Origin of the sequence: Janibacter sp. DB-40, assembly GCF_029510815.1 — a bacterium.
GTDB lineage: Bacteria > Actinomycetota > Actinomycetes > Actinomycetales > Dermatophilaceae > Janibacter.
Window position 1 is genome coordinate 2,965,139 of the sequence record NZ_CP120360.1, and the last position, 20,117, is coordinate 2,985,255.

23 protein-coding genes are annotated in these 20,117 nt (G+C 72.0%); 11 read left to right on the plus strand and 12 right to left on the minus strand.

Annotated features, from left to right (window positions below):
• Positions 1 to 19: 19 nt before the first annotated feature.
• Both grpE and dnaK read right to left on the minus strand, forming a co-directional pair.
• A complete protein-coding gene (gene grpE, locus PVE36_RS14240; RefSeq protein WP_277453249.1) occupies positions 20 to 658 on the minus strand; it encodes a nucleotide exchange factor GrpE in 639 nt (212 codons plus the stop codon).
• Positions 655 to 2,553 (minus strand): molecular chaperone DnaK, encoded by a 1,899-nt coding sequence (dnaK, locus tag PVE36_RS14245; RefSeq protein ID WP_277453250.1) that lies wholly within the window; start codon positions 2,551 to 2,553, stop codon positions 655 to 657. The genes grpE and dnaK overlap by 4 nt, the downstream gene beginning before the upstream one ends.
• Positions 2,554 to 2,862: 309 nt before the next feature.
• Between dnaK and PVE36_RS14250 the strand changes: the two genes are divergently transcribed.
• Positions 2,863 to 3,195: a hypothetical protein gene (locus PVE36_RS14250; protein WP_277453252.1), complete on the plus strand. Its 333-nt coding sequence runs from the start codon at positions 2,863 to 2,865 to the stop codon at positions 3,193 to 3,195.
• Here the strand turns inward: PVE36_RS14250 and PVE36_RS14255 are convergent.
• Together PVE36_RS14255 and PVE36_RS14260 are read right to left on the minus strand one after the other, a co-directional pair.
• Positions 3,184 to 3,936, minus strand: coding sequence for a hypothetical protein (locus PVE36_RS14255; RefSeq protein ID WP_277453253.1), 753 nt, complete (start codon positions 3,934 to 3,936; stop codon positions 3,184 to 3,186). The two genes, PVE36_RS14250 and PVE36_RS14255, sit on opposite strands and share 12 nt — an antisense overlap.
• Before the next feature lie 61 nt (positions 3,937 to 3,997).
• Entirely contained in the window at positions 3,998 to 4,705 is a 708-nt protein-coding gene (locus tag PVE36_RS14260) for a spermidine synthase (RefSeq protein ID WP_277453255.1), read from the minus strand.
• A gap of 83 nt (positions 4,706 to 4,788) precedes the next feature.
• On the opposite strand from PVE36_RS14260, the gene PVE36_RS14265 reads away from it, so the two are divergent.
• The 5 genes from PVE36_RS14265 to PVE36_RS14285 all read left to right on the plus strand — a co-directional run bounded on the left by PVE36_RS14265 (position 4,789) and on the right by PVE36_RS14285 (position 8,351).
• Positions 4,789 to 5,484, plus strand: a complete 696-nt coding sequence (locus PVE36_RS14265) for a GAF and ANTAR domain-containing protein (RefSeq protein ID WP_277453257.1) — start codon at positions 4,789 to 4,791, stop codon at positions 5,482 to 5,484.
• Positions 5,485 to 5,517: 33 nt separating this feature from the next.
• The gene (locus PVE36_RS14270) at positions 5,518 to 6,456 is read left to right on the plus strand and encodes a cation diffusion facilitator family transporter (RefSeq protein ID WP_277453258.1); all 939 of its coding nucleotides are present in this window, start codon (positions 5,518 to 5,520) and stop codon (positions 6,454 to 6,456) included.
• A gap of 85 nt (positions 6,457 to 6,541) precedes the next feature.
• On the plus strand, positions 6,542 to 6,697 hold the full coding sequence (locus tag PVE36_RS14275) for a hypothetical protein (RefSeq protein ID WP_277453260.1): 156 nt from the start codon (positions 6,542 to 6,544) through the stop codon (positions 6,695 to 6,697).
• A gap of 17 nt (positions 6,698 to 6,714) precedes the next feature.
• Complete coding sequence (locus PVE36_RS14280; protein WP_277453261.1) at positions 6,715 to 7,659, plus strand: EamA family transporter; 945 nt, start codon at positions 6,715 to 6,717, stop codon at positions 7,657 to 7,659.
• Positions 7,656 to 8,351: a hypothetical protein gene (locus PVE36_RS14285; RefSeq protein ID WP_277453263.1), complete on the plus strand. Its 696-nt coding sequence runs from the start codon at positions 7,656 to 7,658 to the stop codon at positions 8,349 to 8,351. Before PVE36_RS14280 ends, PVE36_RS14285 begins: the two co-directional genes overlap by 4 nt.
• A 12-nt stretch (positions 8,352 to 8,363) precedes the next feature.
• On the opposite strand, the gene PVE36_RS14290 is transcribed toward PVE36_RS14285, so the two are convergent.
• Together PVE36_RS14290 and PVE36_RS14295 are read right to left on the minus strand one after the other, a co-directional pair.
• Positions 8,364 to 9,242, minus strand: coding sequence for a diacylglycerol kinase family protein (locus PVE36_RS14290; protein WP_277453264.1), 879 nt, complete (start codon positions 9,240 to 9,242; stop codon positions 8,364 to 8,366).
• Positions 9,239 to 10,900, minus strand: coding sequence for an FAD-binding oxidoreductase (locus tag PVE36_RS14295; RefSeq protein WP_277453266.1), 1,662 nt, complete (start codon positions 10,898 to 10,900; stop codon positions 9,239 to 9,241). Before PVE36_RS14295 ends, PVE36_RS14290 begins: the two co-directional genes overlap by 4 nt.
• A 118-nt stretch (positions 10,901 to 11,018) precedes the next feature.
• Here PVE36_RS14295 and PVE36_RS14300 point away from each other — a divergent pair, with 118 nt between their 5' ends.
• From PVE36_RS14300 to PVE36_RS14310, 3 genes are read left to right on the plus strand one after another with little or no spacing between them, the layout of a single operon-like run.
• Entirely contained in the window at positions 11,019 to 11,705 is a 687-nt protein-coding gene (locus tag PVE36_RS14300) for a TetR family transcriptional regulator (protein ID WP_277453267.1), read from the plus strand.
• Positions 11,702 to 12,640 (plus strand): ABC transporter ATP-binding protein, encoded by a 939-nt coding sequence (locus PVE36_RS14305; RefSeq protein ID WP_277453269.1) that lies wholly within the window; start codon positions 11,702 to 11,704, stop codon positions 12,638 to 12,640. Before PVE36_RS14300 ends, PVE36_RS14305 begins: the two co-directional genes overlap by 4 nt.
• The gene (locus PVE36_RS14310) at positions 12,637 to 14,289 is read left to right on the plus strand and encodes a hypothetical protein (RefSeq protein ID WP_277453270.1); all 1,653 of its coding nucleotides are present in this window, start codon (positions 12,637 to 12,639) and stop codon (positions 14,287 to 14,289) included. Before PVE36_RS14305 ends, PVE36_RS14310 begins: the two co-directional genes overlap by 4 nt.
• Here PVE36_RS14310 and PVE36_RS14315 read toward each other — a convergent pair.
• Genes PVE36_RS14315 through PVE36_RS14330 form a run of 4 tightly spaced genes read right to left on the minus strand, consistent with a single transcriptional unit; the run spans position 14,268 to position 16,328 of the window.
• Positions 14,268 to 14,894 carry an RsmD family RNA methyltransferase gene (locus PVE36_RS14315; RefSeq protein WP_277453272.1) on the minus strand — a complete coding sequence of 209 codons (627 nt, stop codon included), beginning with the start codon at positions 14,892 to 14,894 and terminating at the stop codon, positions 14,268 to 14,270. The two genes, PVE36_RS14310 and PVE36_RS14315, sit on opposite strands and share 22 nt — an antisense overlap.
• A complete protein-coding gene (locus tag PVE36_RS14320) occupies positions 14,894 to 15,103 on the minus strand; it encodes a CDGSH iron-sulfur domain-containing protein (RefSeq protein ID WP_277453274.1) in 210 nt (69 codons plus the stop codon). The genes PVE36_RS14315 and PVE36_RS14320 overlap by 1 nt, the downstream gene beginning before the upstream one ends.
• Entirely contained in the window at positions 15,100 to 16,083 is a 984-nt protein-coding gene (locus PVE36_RS14325) for an iron-containing redox enzyme family protein (protein ID WP_277453275.1), read from the minus strand. Before PVE36_RS14325 ends, PVE36_RS14320 begins: the two co-directional genes overlap by 4 nt.
• Complete coding sequence (locus PVE36_RS14330; protein WP_277453276.1) at positions 16,080 to 16,328, minus strand: hypothetical protein; 249 nt, start codon at positions 16,326 to 16,328, stop codon at positions 16,080 to 16,082. Before PVE36_RS14330 ends, PVE36_RS14325 begins: the two co-directional genes overlap by 4 nt.
• 73 nt (positions 16,329 to 16,401) lie before the next feature.
• On the opposite strand from PVE36_RS14330, the gene PVE36_RS14335 reads away from it, so the two are divergent.
• Complete coding sequence (locus PVE36_RS14335; RefSeq protein WP_277453280.1) at positions 16,402 to 16,947, plus strand: N-acetyltransferase; 546 nt, start codon at positions 16,402 to 16,404, stop codon at positions 16,945 to 16,947.
• Here PVE36_RS14335 and PVE36_RS14340 read toward each other — a convergent pair.
• The gene (locus PVE36_RS14340; protein WP_277453282.1) at positions 16,922 to 17,881 is read right to left on the minus strand and encodes a hypothetical protein; all 960 of its coding nucleotides are present in this window, start codon (positions 17,879 to 17,881) and stop codon (positions 16,922 to 16,924) included. The two genes, PVE36_RS14335 and PVE36_RS14340, sit on opposite strands and share 26 nt — an antisense overlap.
• Positions 17,882 to 17,950: 69 nt before the next feature.
• Here PVE36_RS14340 and PVE36_RS14345 point away from each other — a divergent pair, with 69 nt between their 5' ends.
• Positions 17,951 to 18,718 (plus strand): SDR family oxidoreductase, encoded by a 768-nt coding sequence (locus tag PVE36_RS14345; protein WP_277453283.1) that lies wholly within the window; start codon positions 17,951 to 17,953, stop codon positions 18,716 to 18,718.
• Here PVE36_RS14345 and PVE36_RS14350 read toward each other — a convergent pair whose 3' ends face one another.
• Positions 18,719 to 20,050 carry an NAD(P)/FAD-dependent oxidoreductase gene (locus tag PVE36_RS14350; RefSeq protein WP_277453285.1) on the minus strand — a complete coding sequence of 444 codons (1,332 nt, stop codon included), beginning with the start codon at positions 20,048 to 20,050 and terminating at the stop codon, positions 18,719 to 18,721.
• Positions 20,051 to 20,117: the final 67 nt, after the last annotated feature.

The window sequence follows — 20,117 nt, forward strand, 5'->3', positions numbered from 1 at the left end:
CCTTTCGGGCTTCGGGTGGTTACTGCGGGTCGGCGACGGCGACGCGGGCGGCCCGCAGCACACGATCGCCTGCACGGTAGCCCGGCTGGAGGACGGTGACGACCGTCGTCTCGGTCGCGTCCGTCGGCAGCTCCGGGTCCTCGGGGTCCCACTCGGCGTGCATCAGGGCCTCGTGCACGTTGGGGTCGAAGGGCTCGCCCCTGGCCCCGACGCGCTCCAGGCCGTACTTGCCCAGGGCCTGCTGGAGCTTGTCGGTGATGGTGCGCACCGGGCTGCCCTCGGGCAGGTCCCCGTGCTGGTCGGCGAGCTGGATCTCGTCGAGCACCGGCAGGAGCGTCTCGAGGACGTCGTGCGCCGCACGGATCTGGATGTCCGCCCGGTCGCGGTCCACGCGCCGCTTGTAGTTGACGTACTCGGCCTGCAGTCGAAGCAGGTCCTCGAGGCGCTCGGCCGCGAGGGCGGTGTCGGGGTGCACATCGGTCTCGGGGGCGTCCGGCTCGGCCGACGCGTCGTCTCCGTCGGAGGCCCCGCCGGGGGCGGCCCCGGAGGGAGCAGTCTCCTGCTCCTCCGGGACCACCTCGGCCTCGACCGGCTCCTCGGCCCGGGTGTCCGCGTCAGCGGTCACCTCGGGGTCGATCGGCTGGTTGGGGTCGCTCACTTCTTCTCCTCGGAGTCAGCGTCCTCGTCGACGACCTCGGCGTCGACGATGTCGTCGTCGCCCTCGGTCGAGCCCTGGTCGCCGCCGGCGTCGGCGCCGGGGGCCTCGCCACCGGCCTGGCCCTCCTCGGCGGAGGCGGCGTAGAGGGCGGCGCCCATCTTCTGGCTCTCCTCGTTGAGGGTGTCGACCTTCTTGTTGAGGTCCTCGACGCTGATCTCGGACTCGGGCTTGATGGCCTCCTTGAGGTCGGCGAGCGCGTCGTCGACGGGCTTGCGCTGCTCGTCGGTCAGCTTCTCGCCGGACTCGGAGAGGAACTTCTCCGTGGAGTAGACGAGGTTCTCCGCGGTGTTGCGGGCCTCGGTCTCCTCACGACGCTGCCGGTCCTCGTCCGCGTGGGCCTCGGCCTCCTTGACCATGCGGTCGATCTCCTCCTTCGACAGCGCGGAGCCGCCGGAGATGGTGATCTTCTGCTCCTGGCCGGTGCCACGGTCCTTGGCGGAGACGTTGACGATGCCGTTGGCGTCGATGTCGAAGGTGACCTCGACCTGGGGCACACCACGCGGCGCCGGCGCGATGCCGGTCAGCTCGAAGGTGCCGAGGTTCTTGTTCTGCTGCGCGATCTCGCGCTCACCCTGGAAGACCTGGATGAGCACCGAGGGCTGGTTGTCCTCGGCGGTCGAGAACACCTCCGAGCGCTTCGTCGGGATGGCCGTGTTGCGCTCGATCAGCTTGGTGAACAGGCCACCCTTGGTCTCGATGCCCAGGGACAGCGGGGTGACGTCGATGAGCAGGACGTCCTTGCGCTCGCCCTTGAGGACACCGGCCTGCAGGGCCGCGCCGAGCGCGACGACCTCGTCCGGGTTGACGCCCTTGTTCGGGTCCTTCTTGGTCATCTCCTTGACCAGCTCGCTGACCGCGGGCATACGGGTCGAGCCACCGACGAGGACCACGTGATCGATGTCGGAGAGGGAGACCCCGGCGTCCTTGATGACGTTGTCGAAGGGCTGCTTGGTGCGGTCGAGCAGGTCCTTGGTCATCTGCTCGAAGTTCGCCCGGGACAGCGACTCGTCGAGGTGGATCGGGCCGTTGTCGCCCATCGACAGATACTGCAGGTTGATCGAGGTGGTCGAGGAGGAGGAGAGCTCCTTCTTGGCCTGCTCCGCCGCGTCCCGCAGACGCTGCATGGCGATCTTGTCGTTGCTCAGGTCCACACCGGTGTTGTTCTTCACCTGGGTGAGCAGGTGGTTGACGATCCGCTCGTCCCAGTCGTCACCACCGAGCTGGTTGTCACCGGAGGTGGCGCGCACCTGGATGGTGGAGAAGCCGTCCTCGGGGTCCTTGCCGACCTCGAGCAGGGAGACGTCGAAGGTACCGCCACCGAGGTCGAAGACGAGGATGAGCTCGTCCTCCTTGCCCTTGTCCAGGCCGTAGGCCAGGGCGGCAGCGGTGGGCTCGTTGACGATGCGCAGGACGTTCAGGCCCGCGATCTCGCCGGCCTCCTTGGTCGCCTGGCGCTCGTGGTCGTCGAAGTAGGCGGGGACGGTGACGACGGCGTCGGTCACGTCCTCACCGAGGTAGGCCTCGGCGTCGCGCTTGAGCTTCTGCAGCGTGCGGGCCGAGATCTCCTGGGCGGTGTACTTCTTGCCGTCGATCTCGTCCGTCGTCCAGTCGGTGCCGATGTGGCGCTTGACGGAGCGGACGGTGCGGTCGGCGTTGGTCACCGCCTGGCGCTTGGCGACCTCTCCGGCGAGGACCTCGCCGCCCTTGGAGAAGGCCACGACGGACGGGGTGGTGCGACCGCCTTCGGCGTTCGCGATGATCGTGGGCTCGCCACCCTCGAGGACGGCGACGGCAGAGTTGGTGGTTCCGAGGTCGATGCCAACGGCACGGGCCATGGGGGTGCTCCTTCGTGATCGCGGCGCCGAGGTGGTTGACCCCGACGGAGTTGAGTTGTTGTCACTCAACTTAGATACCGGCTCACGGCTTGCGCAAATCGGAGGCTCAAAAGTTGAGTTCACTCGGCTCAACTACGGACGAAGGGGGATTGTTCCCGGCTCGGGGGATCGCGTGGAACCGCTGCGCGCAGCAGGCCCCCGGGATCGTGCGCCCTCCCAGCGCCCGCACCCGTTGCCGAGGTCGGCCGCGCTGACGGACAATCAGGTCGGGACCCACGCCCGGGGCCCGTCCGTACGGGGAGGTACGTCATGACGACCACATCGACCCACCCATCGGCCGACAGAGGCGCTCACGACGTGCGCAATGCCTGGCTGAGCGTGCTCCTGCTGCCGATCGCCTTCGGTCTGGCCTTCCTCATCGGTGAGGGCCTCATCGGGCTCTTCGGGTACCCCGTCGGCGACACGGCCGGCGAGGCACCGCTGTGGGCCATCCTGGCGGCGACCATCCCGGCCCTTCTGGTTTCTGCCTACCGGCCCTCCTCTCCTCCTGGTTCGCCCGTCGGGCCGCCTCACACGGCGACCGCCGCGGGTGAGTACCGGCGACCCTGCTGGCCGTCGTCGCGCTGGCCTTCATCGCGATGAACGTCCTCGCCGGACTCGGTCTCGAGATGCAGTCGGGGTGACGGCGCCGAGGCCGGCGGCCACCGCCTCGAGGCGGAGCGCGACCAGGACGCACATGACGCACCAGGGCAAGAGCGACAGGATCGACATCACCAGCCCGAGGACGCCGAAGGTCGAGGGGATGAGCATCAGCACCCCTGCCACGAAGGCCCACCACGCGACGGCACGCCCGAGCACCCGGGTGCGCAGCAGGGCGGTCGCGACCAGCAGCAGGGCGATCCCGTTGAGGATGTAGTAGGTCAGGAACGCCGTCCCCCGCCACGACGCCATCAGCACCTCCCCCGCAGCCAGGAGAGCCGGCCGGTCGGCGACGGGCGCGGCCGCGTGCTCCTGCGCAAGCAGCAGCATCTCGACGGACGGGTTGGAGGAGAGGTAGGCCGCCATGCCCAGGACGACCAGCAGCCCGGCGATCGCAGCCGTGGACCGGGCCTGCTGCCAGAGCACGACGACCAACGCCAGGTAGACCAGGGCGACCAGGACGTTGTTGAGGCCGTAGATCACGTCGAGGCTGACCAGGCCGAGCAGGGGACTGCGCGTCATGAGGTCGACGAACTCCGCGGCCGTGGCCGGTGGCGGATGGAGGGCGAAGACGACGACCTGCACCAGGACGAGCACCACCGAGCCCAGCGCTGCGACGGCGCCGGTGCGCAGCACGCCCCGCCACGGAAGCAGGGCCTTCCGGGCGACGATCTCGTCGTCCACGTACGCAAGTCTGGCACGGGCGGCACACGGTCACTCGGGTGCGCGGCCCTCGTGCCGCTGGTCAGCGCGCGACGTAGATGGTGTTGCTCGACTCGCCGCCGGTGAGGAAGTTGGCGAAGGCCACCACGTGCGCGTCCACGTGGTCGAAGACCCGCTCGAGCAACCCGCAGAACTGCTCGTCGGGCGGGTCGTCCGACCAGAGCGCGAAGACCCCGCCGGGACGCAGGTGGGCGGTGAGCCGGCGCAGTCCGTCCTCGCTGTAGAAGGGGGCGTGGTCGGGGTGGAGCAGGTGGTGCGGGGTGTGGTCGATGTCGAGCAGCACCGCGTCGAAGGTCCGCCCCGGTGCGTCCGGGTCGAAGCCTGCCCCGGACGCCGCGAGCGCGAAGAAGTCGTCGTGCAGCAGCCGGGTGCGCGGGTCCCGCACGAGGTCGGCCGACTCGGGCAGCAGCTCGCGCTCGTGCCAGTCGATCACCTCCGCCATCGCGTCGACGACGACCATCGAGCGCACCCGCGGGTCCTCGAGCGCGGCCCGCGCGGTGCAGCCCAGGCCGAGGCCGCCGACGACGACGTCCAGCTGGTCCCCCTTCGCCTCGGCCAACCCCAGCCGGGCCAGCTCGATCTCGGCGACCGTGAACAGGCTCGACATGAGGAACTCGTCGCCGAGCTTGACCTCGTAGACTTCCACCTTGAGCGTCGGTTCGACCCGCCGGCGCAAGCTGATCTCCCCCCGGGGCGTCGAGCTCCAGGCGAGCTCCTCGAATCGTCGCATCGCCCCAGTCTGCCCCCACCCCGGGCGTCGCGCGTCGGCGGAGCGGGTACGGCAAGGGGGGCGCCGTCATCGAGAGGAAGAGGATGAACGCGGAAGACGAGAGGGTACTGTTCGCGACCATCGCGAGGGACCTGGCCAGCAAGACCTCCGAGCAGGCCATCCTCGACTCCGTCGCGGAGATGGCCGTACGACTGGTGCCCGGGTGCGATGACGCCGGGGTCATGATCATCACCAAGCAGCGGAAGGTGGAGACCCCCGCCGCCACCAGCCAGCGGGTGTGTGACTCCGACGAGGCCCAGGCCGAGCACGGCGAAGGACCCTGCTTCGACGCCTCGTACGCGCAGGAGGAGCGCAACCAGGCCTTCCACTGCCTGTCGACGAGCACCGACCCCAGGTGGCCCCGGTACCTGCCGCGGGCGCGTGAGCTCGGGGTGGGGAGCATTCTCGGCTTCCAGCTGTTCAGCCACGAGCACACCTTCGGCGCCCTGAACCTGTACAGCGACCGGGAGAACGCCTTCGGCGCCGAGAGCGAGAACCGCGGGTGGGTCCTGGCCTCCCACGCCGCGGTCGCGCTGACCTCGGCACGCACGAGCCGGCAGCTGCACGCGGCACTGGAGAACGCACGCACGATCGGCCAGGCGGTCGGGATGGTGCGGGCCCGATACGACATGTCGGAGGAGCAGGCGACCTCGGCCCTGCTGCGGATGTCGCAGGAGAACAACGTCAAGATGGCCGACCTCGCCCGGTCGGTCGTCACGGACGGCGTCCTGTCCCCCTGACGCGGGATCCCGGCGAAGGGAGACAATGTCGCCATGGGTGCAGGACATGCTCACTCCTCGGCCGCCGACGGCGCAGGACACCCCGGCGACTTCCGCACGAAGCTCGCCATCGCCTTCGCGATCACGGCGGGCATCGTCGTCGCCCAGGCCGTCGGTGCCTGGCTCACCGGCAGCCTCGCGCTGCTGACCGACACCGCGCACGCCCTCACCGACGCCTCCGGGCTGCTCGTCGCGCTCGTCGCCGGCACGCTGATGCTGCGACCGGCCGCCTCCACGCGGACCTGGGGGTACCGGCGGATCGAGGTGATCGCCGCGCTCGCCCAGGCGGCCCTGCTCCTCGTCGTCGGCGCCTACGCGGCGATCGAGGGTGTCCGTCGCCTCGTCGCCCCGCCCGAGGTGCCCGCCGGTGAGCTGCTCGTCTTCGGCGTCATCGGCCTCGTCGCCAACGCCCTCGCCATCGGGGTCCTGGCGTCGAACCGGTCGGCCAACCTCAACATGCGCGCCGCCTTCCTGGAGGTGCTCAACGACGCCCTCGGCTCGGTGGGCGTGATCATCGCGGCGATCGTCATCGCGACGACCGGTTACCTGCAGGCGGACGCGATCGCGGGCCTGTTCATCGCCGCGCTCATCGTCCCGCGCGCGGTCAAGCTCCTGCGCGAGACCTCCAGCGTCCTGATGGAGTTCACCCCCAAGGGACTCGACCTCGACGACGTCCGCGAGCACATGCTGTCCGTGGAGCACGTGCGCGAGGTCCACGACCTGCACGCCTCCACCGTGGCCACCGGCCTGCCGACCCTGAGCGCCCACGTCGTCGTCGACGACGAGTGCTTCGCCGACGGGCATGCCGCCGAGGTGCTCGCCCACGTGAAGACGTGCGTCGCGGAGCACTTCGACGTCGCCATCCACCACTCGACCATCCAGATCGAGACGCCGTCGATCAGCGCGGCCGAGCCGCGGTCGACGAAGCACTGACGTCCACGTGCGCGACCGCGCCACGGGACCCCGCGGGCGGGCCGATAACATCAGGCGACCCATCCATGGACGCGCAGGAGGTGCGATGCGGATCCGGAGCGCCGAGGTGCGTGCCACGGTCCTGAGCGCGCAGGAGGCGGCCCGGCTCTTCGACAACGGCTCGACCGTGGGCATGAGCGGACTCACCGGGGCCGGCGACCCGAAGGCGGTGCCGTTGGCGCTCGCCGAGCGGCTGCCCTGACGACGACAGTGGCCGACGTGACGCGTGGCGCGGGGACCGCGACGGCGGCCGTGGCCGCCGTCGGGGCGGCCGCGCTCTGGGGCACCACCGGCACCGCGCAGGCCCTCGGCCCGGAGGGCACGCAGCCGGTCACGGTGGGCGCCCTGCGCATCCTCCTCGGCGCGATGGCCCTGACGCTGCTGGCCGTCGCGGTCCGGCCCGGTAGCACTCCGGCCCCCGTGGCCGCCCAGAGGGTGCGGGTCCCCCAGCCGGTCGTCGTCCTGCTCGGCGGTCTCTGCGTCGCGGCCTACCAGGTGTGCTTCTTCGAGGGGGTCGCCCGCGCCGGGGTGGCGGTCGGCACCGTCGTGGCCCTCGGCACCGCACCCCTGGCGACCGGTCTGCTCGGTCTCCTCCTGGCCGAGAGGCCACGTCGTCGGTGGGCCGTCGCGACGGCCGGCGCGGTCACGGGAGTCGTCCTCCTCGTGTCCGGGTCGGCAGGGACGGGCGGGCGGATCGACGCGCTGGGCATCCTCGCGGCCATCGGTGCGGGCCTGTCCTACGCGGGCTACACGGTCGCCGCGCGGACGCTCCTGCTGCGGGGAGTGCGGGGACTGGTCGTCATGGCCGGACTCTTCGTCACCGGTGCGATCCTGCTGCTGCCGGCCCTCTTCTCCGCCGACCTGGCGTGGCTGCGCTCCCCTGCCGGCTGGGCGATGGTGCTGTGGCTCGGGATCGGCGCGACAGGTGTCTCCTACGTGCTCTTCCAGCACGGGCTGGCCCGGCTCTCCGCGAGCACGGTCGCCACCCTCTCCCTCGCCGAGCCGGTCACGGCCACGCTGCTCGGGGTGCTCGTCCTGCGTGAGAGCCTGTCCCTCCTGACGGGTGTCGGCATCGCCGTGGTCCTGCTCAGCCTGCTCCTCGTGGCGGCCCCGGCGCGCCGCCGCGGACGCGTCGACAGGGCCTCGGCCCGGGCCCGGCCATGAGGACGGTCGCCTTCCACTGGAGCGGTGGCAAGGACTCGGCTCTCGCCCTGACCGCCCTGCTCGCCGACGACGGCGTCGTCGTCGACCGGCTGGTGACGACGGTCCACGCCGGCGGGGCGTCGACCGTGCACGACATCCCGGTCGACCTCCTGCAGGCCCAGGCGGACAGCATCGGTCTGCCGCTGCAGACCGTGGCGATCCCGGGTCCCGGGCTGGACGGGTACGTCGACGCGATGGACGCGGCCGCGGTCGGGATGCGAAGGGAGGGCGTCGACGCCTTCGCCTTCGGTGACCTGTCGTCCTCCGGGGTGCTCGACCACAAGCGCGCCCAGTTCGAGCCGCTGGGGATCGAGGTGCTCGAGCCGCTGTGGGGGCTGACCTCCCACGAGTGCGCCGAGAGGTTCCTCGCCTCACGCATCCGTGCCGTCACCGTGGTCGTCGACGCGGCGGTGCTCGGACCGGAGAGCCTCGGGGTCCCGCTGGACCACGACTTCTTCGCCGGCCTCCCCGACGGCGCCGATCCGTGTGGCGAGCTGGGTGAGTTCCACTCCTTCGTCCACGACGGTCCGCTGCTCCGGACGCCGGTGGACTTCGTGCTCGACGCGCCGCACCGGGTCGAGCAGGAGATCCGCACCACCGACGGGATGCGCACCTACGCGTACTGGCTGGCCACGCCCCACTCGCGCCGGTGAACCACCCCTTCGTCAGCGCGCCTGCACGAGCACGCGCAACGCCTGCTGCCTGACCGTGAAGGTCATCGGTGTCTCCCCGACGATGTCGCCATCGGCGTACACGCGGTAGCCGGCCGGCGCCGTCACGTCGATGGTGCGCCCACGGTCGGCACGGATGTCGACGCCGTCGACGTGGGTGCCCCGGAAGTAGCGCGGCAGCAGCATCGGGTACTTCCACCGCGGCAGGCCCTCGACCGTGGTGACGTCGAGCTCACCGTCGTCGAGGAGGGCATCGGGGTTGGCCCTCATGCCGGCGCCGTAGCGGCCCGAGTTCCCGATGGCGACGCTCCAGCCGTCGAAGGTGCGGGCCACACCGTCCGTGGTCACCGTGATCGACGTCGAGCGGGTCCCGACGAGCGCACGGGCGCCACCGTAGGCGTAGACGAGCGCCGCCGGCAGCCAGGTCGGGGCCGCGTTGGCGTGGTCATTGGCCCGGGAGTCGTACCCGACCGTGGCCACCCCGAGGAAGGGGGTCCCTCCCGCGAGGCCGACATCCACCCTTCGCTCGGTGGCGCGGGGAAGGGAGGATGCCGCCTGCCGCAGGTCGCGCGACCCACCGAGTGCGCGGATGAAGTCGCAGCCGCGCCCGCCGGGCAGCGGGGCGACGAGGGCGCCGGAGCGGAGCGCCCCCTCGGCGACCCGCGCGACGAGACCGTCGCCGCCGAGCGCCACGAGTAGCTGGCCATCCGGCTCACCGGCCGCGGCGATCTCCACGGCGTGCTCGGCGGACTCCGTGACGGCCACGTCCACCGACCAACCGTGCGAGCGCAGGATGTCCGAGACGACCGGGATCATCGCCCCCGCCGCCCCGTTGCGGGCGGTGGGGTTGACCACGACGAGGGCGTCGGTCATCCCTCGTCGTCCGGGATGAGCTTGCCCGGGTTGAGCACACCCGTCGGGTCCAGCTCGGCCTTGACGGCACGCAGGATGCGGATCCCGCCGTCGCCGATCTCGTCCCGCATCCAGCGGCGGTGGTCGGTCCCCACGGCGTGGTGGTGGGTGATGGTGCCCCCGGCGTCGATCATCGCCTGGCCCGCGGCGGTCCTGATCCGACGCCACTGGGCGATCGGGTCGGCCTCGGCGGAGGCCATGACGGTGTAGTAGAGGGAGGCGCCACCGCCCTCGAGGTGCGAGACGTGGCACTGCACCCAGCCCCGACCCGTCGCCGTCACGATCGCCGAGCGGACCGCGTCGTAGAGGTACTCGAGGTTGTCCCACGTGGTCGCGGTCTCGAGGGTCTCGACGAAGACACCGCGGTCCATGAGGTGATCGCGCTGGTAGGGGCCACGGAATCGGCCCGTCATCCAGTGCTCGGCGATGGAGTCGGTCAGCTTCACGGCGCCGTGGCGCTTGAGGACCGCGGCGAGCCTCCTGCGGCGGAACCGCAGCGTGGCCTTGTCGCCGTCCTCGAGCTGGAAGACCGCGAGGGCCGGCTCCCGCCAGCCGCGGGCGCGCACGCGACCCATCCCGGCCATCCCGGCCAGTCCGGCCTGCGCCATCACCGTCGTCGTCTCGTCGTGGTCGGACAGGCGGGCGACATCGGGCATGATCCCGCGGCCGAGCTCCTGCGCGAGGTCGCGGAAGGCGGCGAACCCGGTCGGGGTGTCGCGCAGCGCCCAGGACTCCTGGTGCTCGATCGTCGGCCGACGGGACAGCTGGACGGTCGCCTCGGTGACGACACCGAGCAGCCCCTCGCTGCCGATGACGACGTCGAGGAGCTTCGGTCCGGCGGCGGTCTCGTTGGCCGGGGCCCGGCCACCGATGACCAGCTCACCCGTGGGGGTGGCCATCGTGACGGAGACGACGTTCTCCTCGAAGCGGCCGTAGCCCGAGGACGCCTGCCCGGCACTGCGGGTGACGAGGTAGCCACCGAGGGTGGCCTGCTGGTAGCTCTGCGGGAAGTGCCCCAGGGTCAGGTCGTGCTGCTGGAAGACGGCCTCGGCCTCGGGCCCGCGGACACCGGCCTGCACGACGGCGGTCTGGGAGACCGGGTCGACACCGCGCACCCTGTTGAGACGGCGCAGGTCGAGGCTGATGACCGCGGCGAACCGGCCCCGGACAGGGTCGACACCCCCGACGACGCTCGTGCCACCGCCGAAGGGGACGACGGCCACCTCGTGCTCGACGCAGGCGGCGAGGAGGCCGGAGACCTCCCGTGAGGTGCCGGGGAACACCACGGCGTCGGGGGCCCGGGAACCGTCACCGGTGCGCAGCCGGTAGAGGTCCGCATAGCTCTTGCCGCCGGCGTGCTCGACCCGGTCGAGACGGTCGGTGGAGACGTGCTCGTCACCGACGACGGCGACGAGCGCCGCACGGGCGGCCTCGGAGAGGCGAACCTCGGGCAGGCGCACCTCCGCGAGAGCGACGGGTGGGGCGTCGTGGGCGGCGGGCTCGACCCTGCCGAGGAACTTCAGCAGCGGCCAACCACCGGTCGGCAGCGGTCTGACCTGTCCCGGGTCGCCCCACCCGTGCCAGACGGAACGCCGCGGGAGCTCGGTGAGATCTGCCATTGCGCCATTGTGCACAGCCCGTGACCCGCGGGGACGACGATGCCCTCGCAATCGGGGTTGACTGAACGCACAGTCAGGAGTGTACTGACTGAGTGAACAGTCAGCCAAGCGTCCCGTCATGAGCACCGATGACCGCGACGGGATGGTGCGCATCCGCGATGCCGCCATCGAGCTCTTCGGCGAGAAGGGCGTTGCCGGCACCAGCCTGAAGTCGATCGCCGCGCGCGCCGAGGTCTCGCAGGGGCTGGTGATCCACCACTTCGGGTCGAAGGCCGGACTCCACCGCGCCTGCGACGAGCACGTGGCTCGACTGATCCGCGGCAACAAGGAGACGGTCCTCGCCAGCGGTCCTCAGATGAATCCGCTGGCGGCCCTGCAGATGATGCAAGAGAGCCGCCCGCTGCTGCGCTACCTCGTGCGGACCCTGAGCGAGGGCGGCGAGCAGGTCGGCCGGCTCGTGGACGACATGGTGGCCGACGCCGAGGTCTACATGGCCGCGAGCGAGCAGGCCGGGCTGCTCAAGCCGAGCAGCGTCCCCCGCGAGCGCGCGGTCGTCCTGGTCGTCTGGTCCCTCGGCGCCCTCGTCCTGCACGAGCAGCTGCACCGCCTGCTCGGCGTCGACTTCCTCGCCCCCGGCACCGACCCCGAGGACCTCGCCCCGTACTTCCGACCCGTCATGGAGCTGTACACCCAGGGTCTGGTCACCGAGGGCGCCTACAGCGAGATGGCCGGGCTCTTCGAGCCACCCACCGACACCACCGCGACGGACGGAGCGCCCGCCGCAGACCACAGGGAGACGTCATGAGTTCCACCGATGCAGTCATCTCCACGCACGGGCTCGTCAAGACCTTCGGCACGGTCCGCGCCCTCGACGGCCTGGACCTCGAGGTCGCTGCGGGCGAGGTCCACGGCTTCCTCGGCCCCAACGGCGCCGGGAAGTCGACGACCATGCGTGTCCTGCTCGGCCTGCTGCGTGCCGACGGTGGCACCGTGCGCATGCTCGGGGGCCACCCGTGGGACGACGCCGTCGAGCTCCACCGGCGCCTGGCCTACGTCCCGGGGGACGTCGCTCTCTGGCCGACGGTGACCGGCGGCGAGGCGATCGACCTCTTCGCCCGGCTGCGCGGCCACATCGACACCGCGAGGCGCGAGGAACTGTGCGAGCGCTTCGACCTCGACCCCTCGAAGAAGGCCCGCACCTACTCCAAGGGCAACCGCCAGAAGGTCGCGCTGATCGCGGCGCTCGTCTCCGACGTCGACCTGCTCCTGCTCGACGAGCCGACCGCGGGGCTCGACCCGCTGATGGAGGTCATCTTCCAGCAGACGATCGCGGAGGCGAAGGCCGAGGGGCGCACCGTCCTGCTCTCGAGCCACATCCTGGCGCAGGTCGAGGCCCTGGCCGACCGGATCTCGATCGTGCGCCGTGGGCGGGTCGTCGAGTCGGGCAGCCTCTCCGATCTGCGGCACATGACCCGCACGACCTTCGTCGCCGAGACGGACCGGCCGGCCGACGAGCTCGCGACGCTCCCGGGGGTCCACGGCCTCACCCGCGAGGACGGTCGCGTGCAGTTCCACGTCGACGGGGACCGCGTCCAGCCCGTCGTCCGCGCACTCTCCGAGCTCGGGGTCCGCTCCCTCGTCGCCCATCCCCCGACGCTCGAGCAGCTGCTGATGCGCCACTACGGCGAGGACGCCACCGCCGGCGGGGCCGAGCCGCAGGAGGAGGTCGGGGTCCGATGACCGCCGCGACCGGGACGACCTGGGCGACCAGCACGCCCTCCGCCCCTCGGACGACATTCGCCGGGACGGGGACCCTCGTCCGCCTCGGGCTGCGCCGGGACCGGGTCAAGCTGCCCGCGTGGGTGGCCGGGCTGGGCATCTTCGTCCTCTACATCGGCAACGCCCTGCCGCTCCTGGCGCCCACGCAGAAGGACCTGGCCGCCCTGGTGCCGATGTTCACCCAGCCCGTCGGTCGGATGTTCACCGGGCCGGCGTTCGGGATGGACGACCCCACGTACGAGCGGTTCTTCGCGGCGGGCTACACGCCGTACCTCTTCCTCCTCGCCGCGCTGATGAACATCTTCCTCGTCGTCCGGCACACCCGGCAGGAGGAGGAGACCGGGCGCGCGGAGCTGCTCCGGGCCAACGTCACCGGCCGCTACGCACCGCTGACGGCGGCCATCGTCATCGCGCTCATCACGAACGCGCTCGTCCTCGTCGTGGTGTCGGGGCTGGCGATCACCAACGGCTTCGCCACCACGGGGTCCCTCCTCGTCGGGCTCAGCACCGCGCTGTCGGGCCTCGCCTTCGCCGGGGTCACCGCGGTCACCGTGCAGCTGAGCGAGTTCTCCCGCCCGGCCGCCGGGATGGCCGGAGGCGTGCTCGGCGCCGCCTTCGTCATCCGCGCGGTGGGCGACATGGCCGCGCCCGGCGGCAGCGCGCTCTCCTGGTTCTCTCCCCTGGCGTGGCCGGCGCAGACGGCGCCGTACGTGCACGACCGGTGGGCCTCCCTTCTCCTCCTCGTGCTCGTCGCGGTCGCCGGGACCACGGCCGGCTACCTCCTCCTCGGCAGACGGGACTTCGGAGCGAGCCTCGTCGCCGTGCGGCCGGGTCGGCCGCACGCCCGTCCCCGCCTCGGCACGCCCTCCGGCCTGGCCCTGCGGCTCCAGCGCGGGGGATTCCTCGGGTGGGGCACCGGCATCCTGCTCCTCGGCGTCACCGACGGCGCCTTCGCCCAGGCCATGCTCGACGCCGGGGAGGACATGCCACCGGCCATGGCCGAGATGTTCAGCACCGACGCGCTGCTGGACGGCTACAGCTCCTTCCTCGGCGCCTTCGTCACCGTGCTCATCGCCGCCTACGCGGTCTTCGGGGTGCGCACCCTGCGCGTGGAGGAGGACAGCGGTCGCACCGACACCGTCCTCGCGACTCCGATCGGACGCAGCGGCTGGCTCGGCTCCCACCTCGCCGTCGTGGCGGTGGGGGCCGTCGTCATCAGCGTGGTGACCGGCGTGTGCACCGGGCTCGCGGCGGCCGCCGTAACCGGTGACGCGGACGTCATCGGGATGGTCACCGTCGCACACGTCGCGCTCGTCCCCGCCGCGCTGGTCGTGGCGGGACTCGGAGCCGCCCTCTACGGCTGGGCGCCGCGCCTGGTGGCTCCGCTGTGCTGGGTCCTGGTGGTGTGGATGGGTGTCGTCGAATTCTTCGGCGAGCTGCTGCAGCTCCCGGACGCACTGGTCGCGCTCTCTCCACTGCACCAGCTCGCCAGCCCTCCTGTGGAGGACTTCACGGCCGGTCCCTTCCTCGTCGTCCTGGCCCTCGCCGTCGGCCTGGCGCTCATGGGACTGGTCGGCTTCCGCAGGCGTCAGGTCGACGTCGTCGGGTGAGCGGGCCTGCCCATCCGGACCAGGGCTCCCCGGGGGAACTCGCGGACCTCGTCGACGGCGAGCGTCCGCGGCAGCTCCAGCGCGGACACCTGCTGCGCCGAGCCGAGCTGGAGCAGTGCCGCCCCGCCCGGGGCGAGGTGGCGATCGATGACCTGCACACACTCACGAGCGATGTCCAGCCCGTCGGTGCCCCCGTCGATGGCCTCCGGCGGGTCCTGCGGGTAGCGACCGATGTCGGACCGACGCACCCAGGGCGGGTCCGCGATGACGAGCGGGAACTGCTCGTGCGGGGCGATCGCCTCCCCCAGCGGGCTGCAGCGCGCCTCGACCCGGTCACTGATGCCCAGCAGGCCCGCGTTGAGCAGCACGTGCGTCGTCGCGGTCTCCTCGCGGTCGACCGCCACGAGCGGCCGGTCACTCTCGTGGACGGCAGCCAGACCGATGTGGCCCGCTCCGGCGCAGAGCTCGAGGACGGGACCGGGCGGCAGGGTCGGCAGCAGGTCGGCCGCCCACCGCGACTGGGCTGCGGTCCACTCGCGCGGGGCGAGCAGCCGCTCGTCGGTCGTCAGCCGCAGGCCGGCAAAGGCGAAGTCCACCCGCGCCATCAGTGACCACTGCCCGGGGACCGCTGCGCGTTGAGCACCTTGTGGGTGCCGTCGCACCACGGCAGCCGGGCGGACGTACCGCACATGCACATCGCGACCACGGGCCGGGTCACCTCATGCTCGGCACCGTCGGCGTCGCGCACCCTGTCCGCACCGCGGACCAGCACCGGACCGTCCGGGCACCGCTGGACGGAGACCTCGCGGCTCACGCGGGCACCCCCACGGCGGTTGCGTGGCCCCACTGCGCCAGCTGATCCCGCGCGGCGAGCGCATCCAGCTCGAGGCAGGCGGCGACACCGAGGAGGACGTCGTCGTGCAGGTCGGGCTCGGCCGCCACGAGCGGGGCGCAGATGCTCCGCACGGCCAGCTGCTCGTGCACCGCATCGGCCTCGATGTGCTCCTCGTAGTACGTCGCCACCTCCTCCGGCAGACCGAGGCGCCGGGCGCCCGAGGTGATCCATCGGCACGGCAGCGAGCTCGTGGACTCGAAGGCCGCGAGGTGCCCCATCGCTGCCCCCCGCCACCGCCGGTTGACGCCGAAGATGCTCATCGTCGTGTTGACCGCGAGCGTCGTGGCCCGCGCCTCGTCGATGTAGGCGCCGTACGTGGGGTCCAGGCCGCAGGCCGCGAGGGCATCGGCGAAGAGGGTCGAGTGCAGGGCTGCCGGTCGGCCCGCACCGAACTCGTCGTACTGCAGCTCCGCGAGGGCCACCTTCGGCGTCCCGTCGAGGCGCGGCACGACGAAGGCGTGCGGGTCGGACTCCTTCAGGTGGTAGATGCTGCGCTGGCGCAGGAAGTCGCGGAACTGGTCGGCATCGGCGTGGCGACGCAGGTGCTCGGCGAGGGACGGGCCGTCGTCGACGGCGAGCAGCGTGTCGATCTGGTCGACGAGGTCATCGCGCGCATCCACCTGCTCCAGCCGCTCGCGGGTGAGGTCGCGCACCGCGGCGAGATGCGCGGCCTCGAGCACGCGCCGGACGCGGATCACCTCCGGGTCCCACTCCAGATCGGGGTCGACGTCGTCGAACCCGCGGTGGTGCAGCTCGAAGAGGCACCACAGGGCCAGCTGGACGTCCTCGTCCACGAGGACGTCACCGGCCACCTCGGGCAGGGGCCCGGGTCGGTCCCCGCGCAGCATCCGGAGCACGTGGGCGCTCACCGCACCGCGCTCCCCGGGCAGGGTGGTCACTCGTCGGCCCACCCCACCCGGCGCTCGGCGTCCTCGATGCCCTCGGGGTCCTCGGCGTCCTCCGGGTCCGCGTCGACGGTCCGCTCGTCCGGCGACGCCAGCTCCGCGTCCGCAGGGCCGTCCTGGTCCCGGACGGCAGCGGTCGAGGGCTCCCCCTCGCTGTGGACGCCGCCCTGCAGCTGGTCCTCGTCGAGGTTGGTGGTCTCGGACACCTGGCCCTGCTCCGGCGTCTGCTCGCTCGTCATGCTGTCTCCTTGCTCGGGAGCCCTCGTCCTACCCTGTTGCGGGTCGGACATTCCCGCTGTGCAGGATAGTCGGGTGTCCCCCAGCGAGCCCGTCATCCGCCCCCGGCGACCGGACGACGTACCGCACTTGGCGCGGGCGCTGCTGGAGCAGCAGCGCGCCTCCGGTTACCCGCACCGCGACCCGCTCCCGTACTCCGCCGAGCAGTTCATCCTGCGGCCCGGCACCACGGCCGCGTGGGTGGCCGAGGTCGACGGCGCAGCCGTCGGTCACGTCGCCATCTCCCTCCCGGGGGACCCGACGTCGCTCGCCGACGGGGACGCGGCCGTCGTGCGGGCGTGGATGGACGCACACCGGCGCCCCCACGACGAGCTGGGTGAGGTCGCGATCTTCTTCACCGCCGGCTCGGCGCGGGGCAGCGGAGCCGGCAGTGCGCTGCTCGACACCGCGGTCGCGGCACTGCGGGAGCGCGACCTCGCGCCGTGCCTCGACGTCGTCCCCACGAGCACTGCTGCGATGCGGCTCTACCGGCGCACCGGGTGGCAGGAGGTCGGCCGCGTGCGGCCGGGGTGGCTGTCCGAGGGCGCACCCGACGTCATCGCGATGGTCCTTCCGGATTGACCCGGCGGGCGGCGTCCGGGTAGCCCCACTCGGTCAGGAGCCGGGCGATGAGCGGCCGCTGCGTCGGCGGGTCGATCCGGCCCGGGTCCTCCGCCGCCCAGGCGGCCAAGGCGTCGCGACCGTCGGTGGCCTCCAGCCACGGCAGCGCGGTCGTCTCCAGCGCCTCGGCGACCACCGCCGGGTCAGGGAGGAGTCTCTCCCCGGAGGACAGCGTCGCCTCCAGCAGCGTGACCGCGTCCAGATCCGCCGGCATCGGCTGTCCCCGGGCCCCCGGGATCCACACGCCGTAGCCGACCCAGATCCGGTCGTGGCCGAAGGTCTCGTCAGGGTGCTCGTCGGGGCTCCAGCGGACGGACAGCATCTGCACGAAGCCGTCCCTGCCCGATCGGCGGAAGAAGCCCTCTCGTCTTGAGTAGCCGGCCTCACCGATCTGCGGCGCGACCGCGTCGACGATCTCGCGGCTCATGACCATCCATGCCGGGATGTCGGTCGGGGCGACGCTGGGCAACAGCCTCCTCTCGCCCCCCTCGTCGGGATCGCGGGGGTTGCGGTTGATGTCGACGACGGCCCGGATCACCGCAGCGGCGACGTCGTCGAGGTGGAGTCGGGTCCGCACGTAGATGACCTCGCGGTCCTCGGCGTAGGCCTCCTTGATCCCTCGCTGCTCGGCCAGTGCCAGGTCGAGTCCGTCGGCCGGGTCGCAGTAGAAGTGGATCTCGTCGTCGAGCTCGACCACCGTGTTGAAGCCGTCCATCTCATCGTCCTCGTCGACACCGATCCAGTCGGGCAGCTCCGTGAGCGCCGGTTGCTGCTCGGCCTCGATCAGGATCCGCAACGGGCCTGCCGCGGCCGCGTCCTCCAGTGCGGCAGCAATCGGATCGGCACGGCTGGCTCGCTTCCGCGAGCGCACGGTCAATCGGTCCAGCAAACCCATTCGGTCCCCCTGCCCCCCGCGCACGTGCGTGCGCTGCGTCTGGTGAGGAGATGGATACCGTAGCTCGTCATGAACCGCAACGTCCTCGTCACCGGAGCCTCCCGCGGGATCGGTCGCGCGGTGGCGCAGTCCTTCGCCGAGCAGGGTGACCGGGTCGCCGTCCACGTCCGCACGGCCACGGACGAAGGGGGAAGGACGCTCGCGTCCCTCCCGGGCACCGGGCACGCCCTCGTCACGGCCGACCTCGGCGACGCGGAGGACGCCCGGGGGCTGCCCGCAGCCGCCGAGGCGGCTCTCGGCGCTCCGGTGACGGTGCTCGTCAACAACGCCGGGATCGCGACGACGCCGACGCTGAGGCATCCCCCGGCGACCACGGAGTCCGTTGCCTGGCAACGCAGCTGGGAGGAGTACCTGCGGATCAACACCCTCGGGACCGCCCTGGTGACCCATGCGATGACCGCGCGCCTGATCGAGCTCGGGCTTCCGGGTCGGGTCATCACGATCGGGACCCGCGGGGTGCACCGCGGCGAGCCGGACTTCCCCGCCTACGCCGCGTCGAAGGCCGCGCTGCACTCGATGGACGCCTCGCTCGCCGTCGCCCTGGCCCCGCACGGGATCGCCGTCGCGACCGTCGCGCCCGGCTTCATCGACACCGAAAGGGTGGCCGACCGGCTCGCCTCACCGGATGGCGATGCGATCCGGGAGGACTCCCCCTTCGCCCGGGTCGGGCACCCTGAGGAGGTGGCCTCCGCCGTGGTCTGGCTCGCCTCGCCCGACGCCCAGTGGGCCTCCGGGGCGACCCTCGACCTCAACGGGGCCTCGCACCTGCGTCCCTGATCAGGGCACGTCCAGGCCCTCGCTCGTGCGGAAGTCGGACTCCTCGGCGCTGACCAGCCCGAGGCGGGAGATGGGTCGGTCGCTGGTCACCTCGGCAGCCCAGGCGAGCGCGGTCATCCAGCGGTTGGCCGAACGCGGCAGCGCTGCGAGGTGGTACCCCCGGGCGGCGACCTTCGCCGGCCAGCCCGACAGCTCGATGCCAAACGGGTTGGCCACGGCGTACTTCGGGCCGAGGTCGACGACCAGACCGAGATCGCGGTGCTTGTACCGCTTGCTGCTGCCGACGCCGAGGGTCGCCGCGACGTTGCGGGCGACGGCCTTGCCCTGGCGCACCGCGTGCTGCGCCGTCGGAGGCGTGACCGCATCCTTGTCCTTGCTCGCAAGGTCGGGCACGGCCGCGGCGTCGCCGGCCGCGAAGACGTGCGGGTGGCCCGGGACGGACAGGTCGGCGTTGACGACGAGCCGGCCCTTCTCCAGCGGCAGACCGAGGGTCTCGAGCACCGGTGCACCCGTGACGCCCGTGACCCAGGCGACCGTCCGTGTACCGATAACGTCCCCGTCGGTCAACGTGGCCTCCTCCGCCGTGAGCTCCTCCAGGCTCGTGCCCAGACGCACGTCGATGCCCCGGCCGCGCAGCGACTCCAGCGCGCGGTCGCCGAGCTTCTCCCCGACCTCGGGCATGACGCGGTCGGCCACGTCGATGAGCACGAACCGGGCCTGGTCCAGCGGCTTGCCGCGCTGCTGCGCGTGGTCCTCCGCGAGCGCGTGCAGCTGGGCGACCAGCTCGGTCCCCGCGTACGACGCCCCCACGACGACGACGGTGCGGCGGGCCTGCCGGACCTCCGGATCGCTCTCGTGCTCGGCCAGCTCGAGCTGGTAGAGGAACTGCTCGCGCAGGTACAGGGCCTCCGCGACGGTCTTCAGGCCGCGGGCGTGCTCGGCGACGCCGGGGACGCCGAGGAGCTTGGTCACCGACCCCGGGGTCAGGACCAGCCGGTCCCAGTGCATCTCCTCGTCCTCGGGGGCACAGCCGCTCACGTGCAGCGTCCGTGCCTCCAGGTCCACACCGTCGACGCAGCCCGGTCGCAGCGACACGTCCGACAGCTCGTTGGCCAGCGGCACCGCCACGTAGCGCGGATCGATGAGCCCACCGGCCACGTCCGGCAGCAGCGGGGTGTAGAGCATGTAGTCGTGCATCGAGACGAGCACGACCTCGGCGGGATGCTCGGCGCGACGCAGGCGTCGGGCCACTCCGCGGGCCGCCTCGAAGCCGGCGAACCCGCTCCCGACGACGACTACGCGTTCGCGGCGGTCGGTGCTCGAGACGGTCACAGGGGACTCCCTTCGTCGTGGTCTTCCTCCCGGCCTACCCACGCAGGCGCATTCCAATCCCCCACAA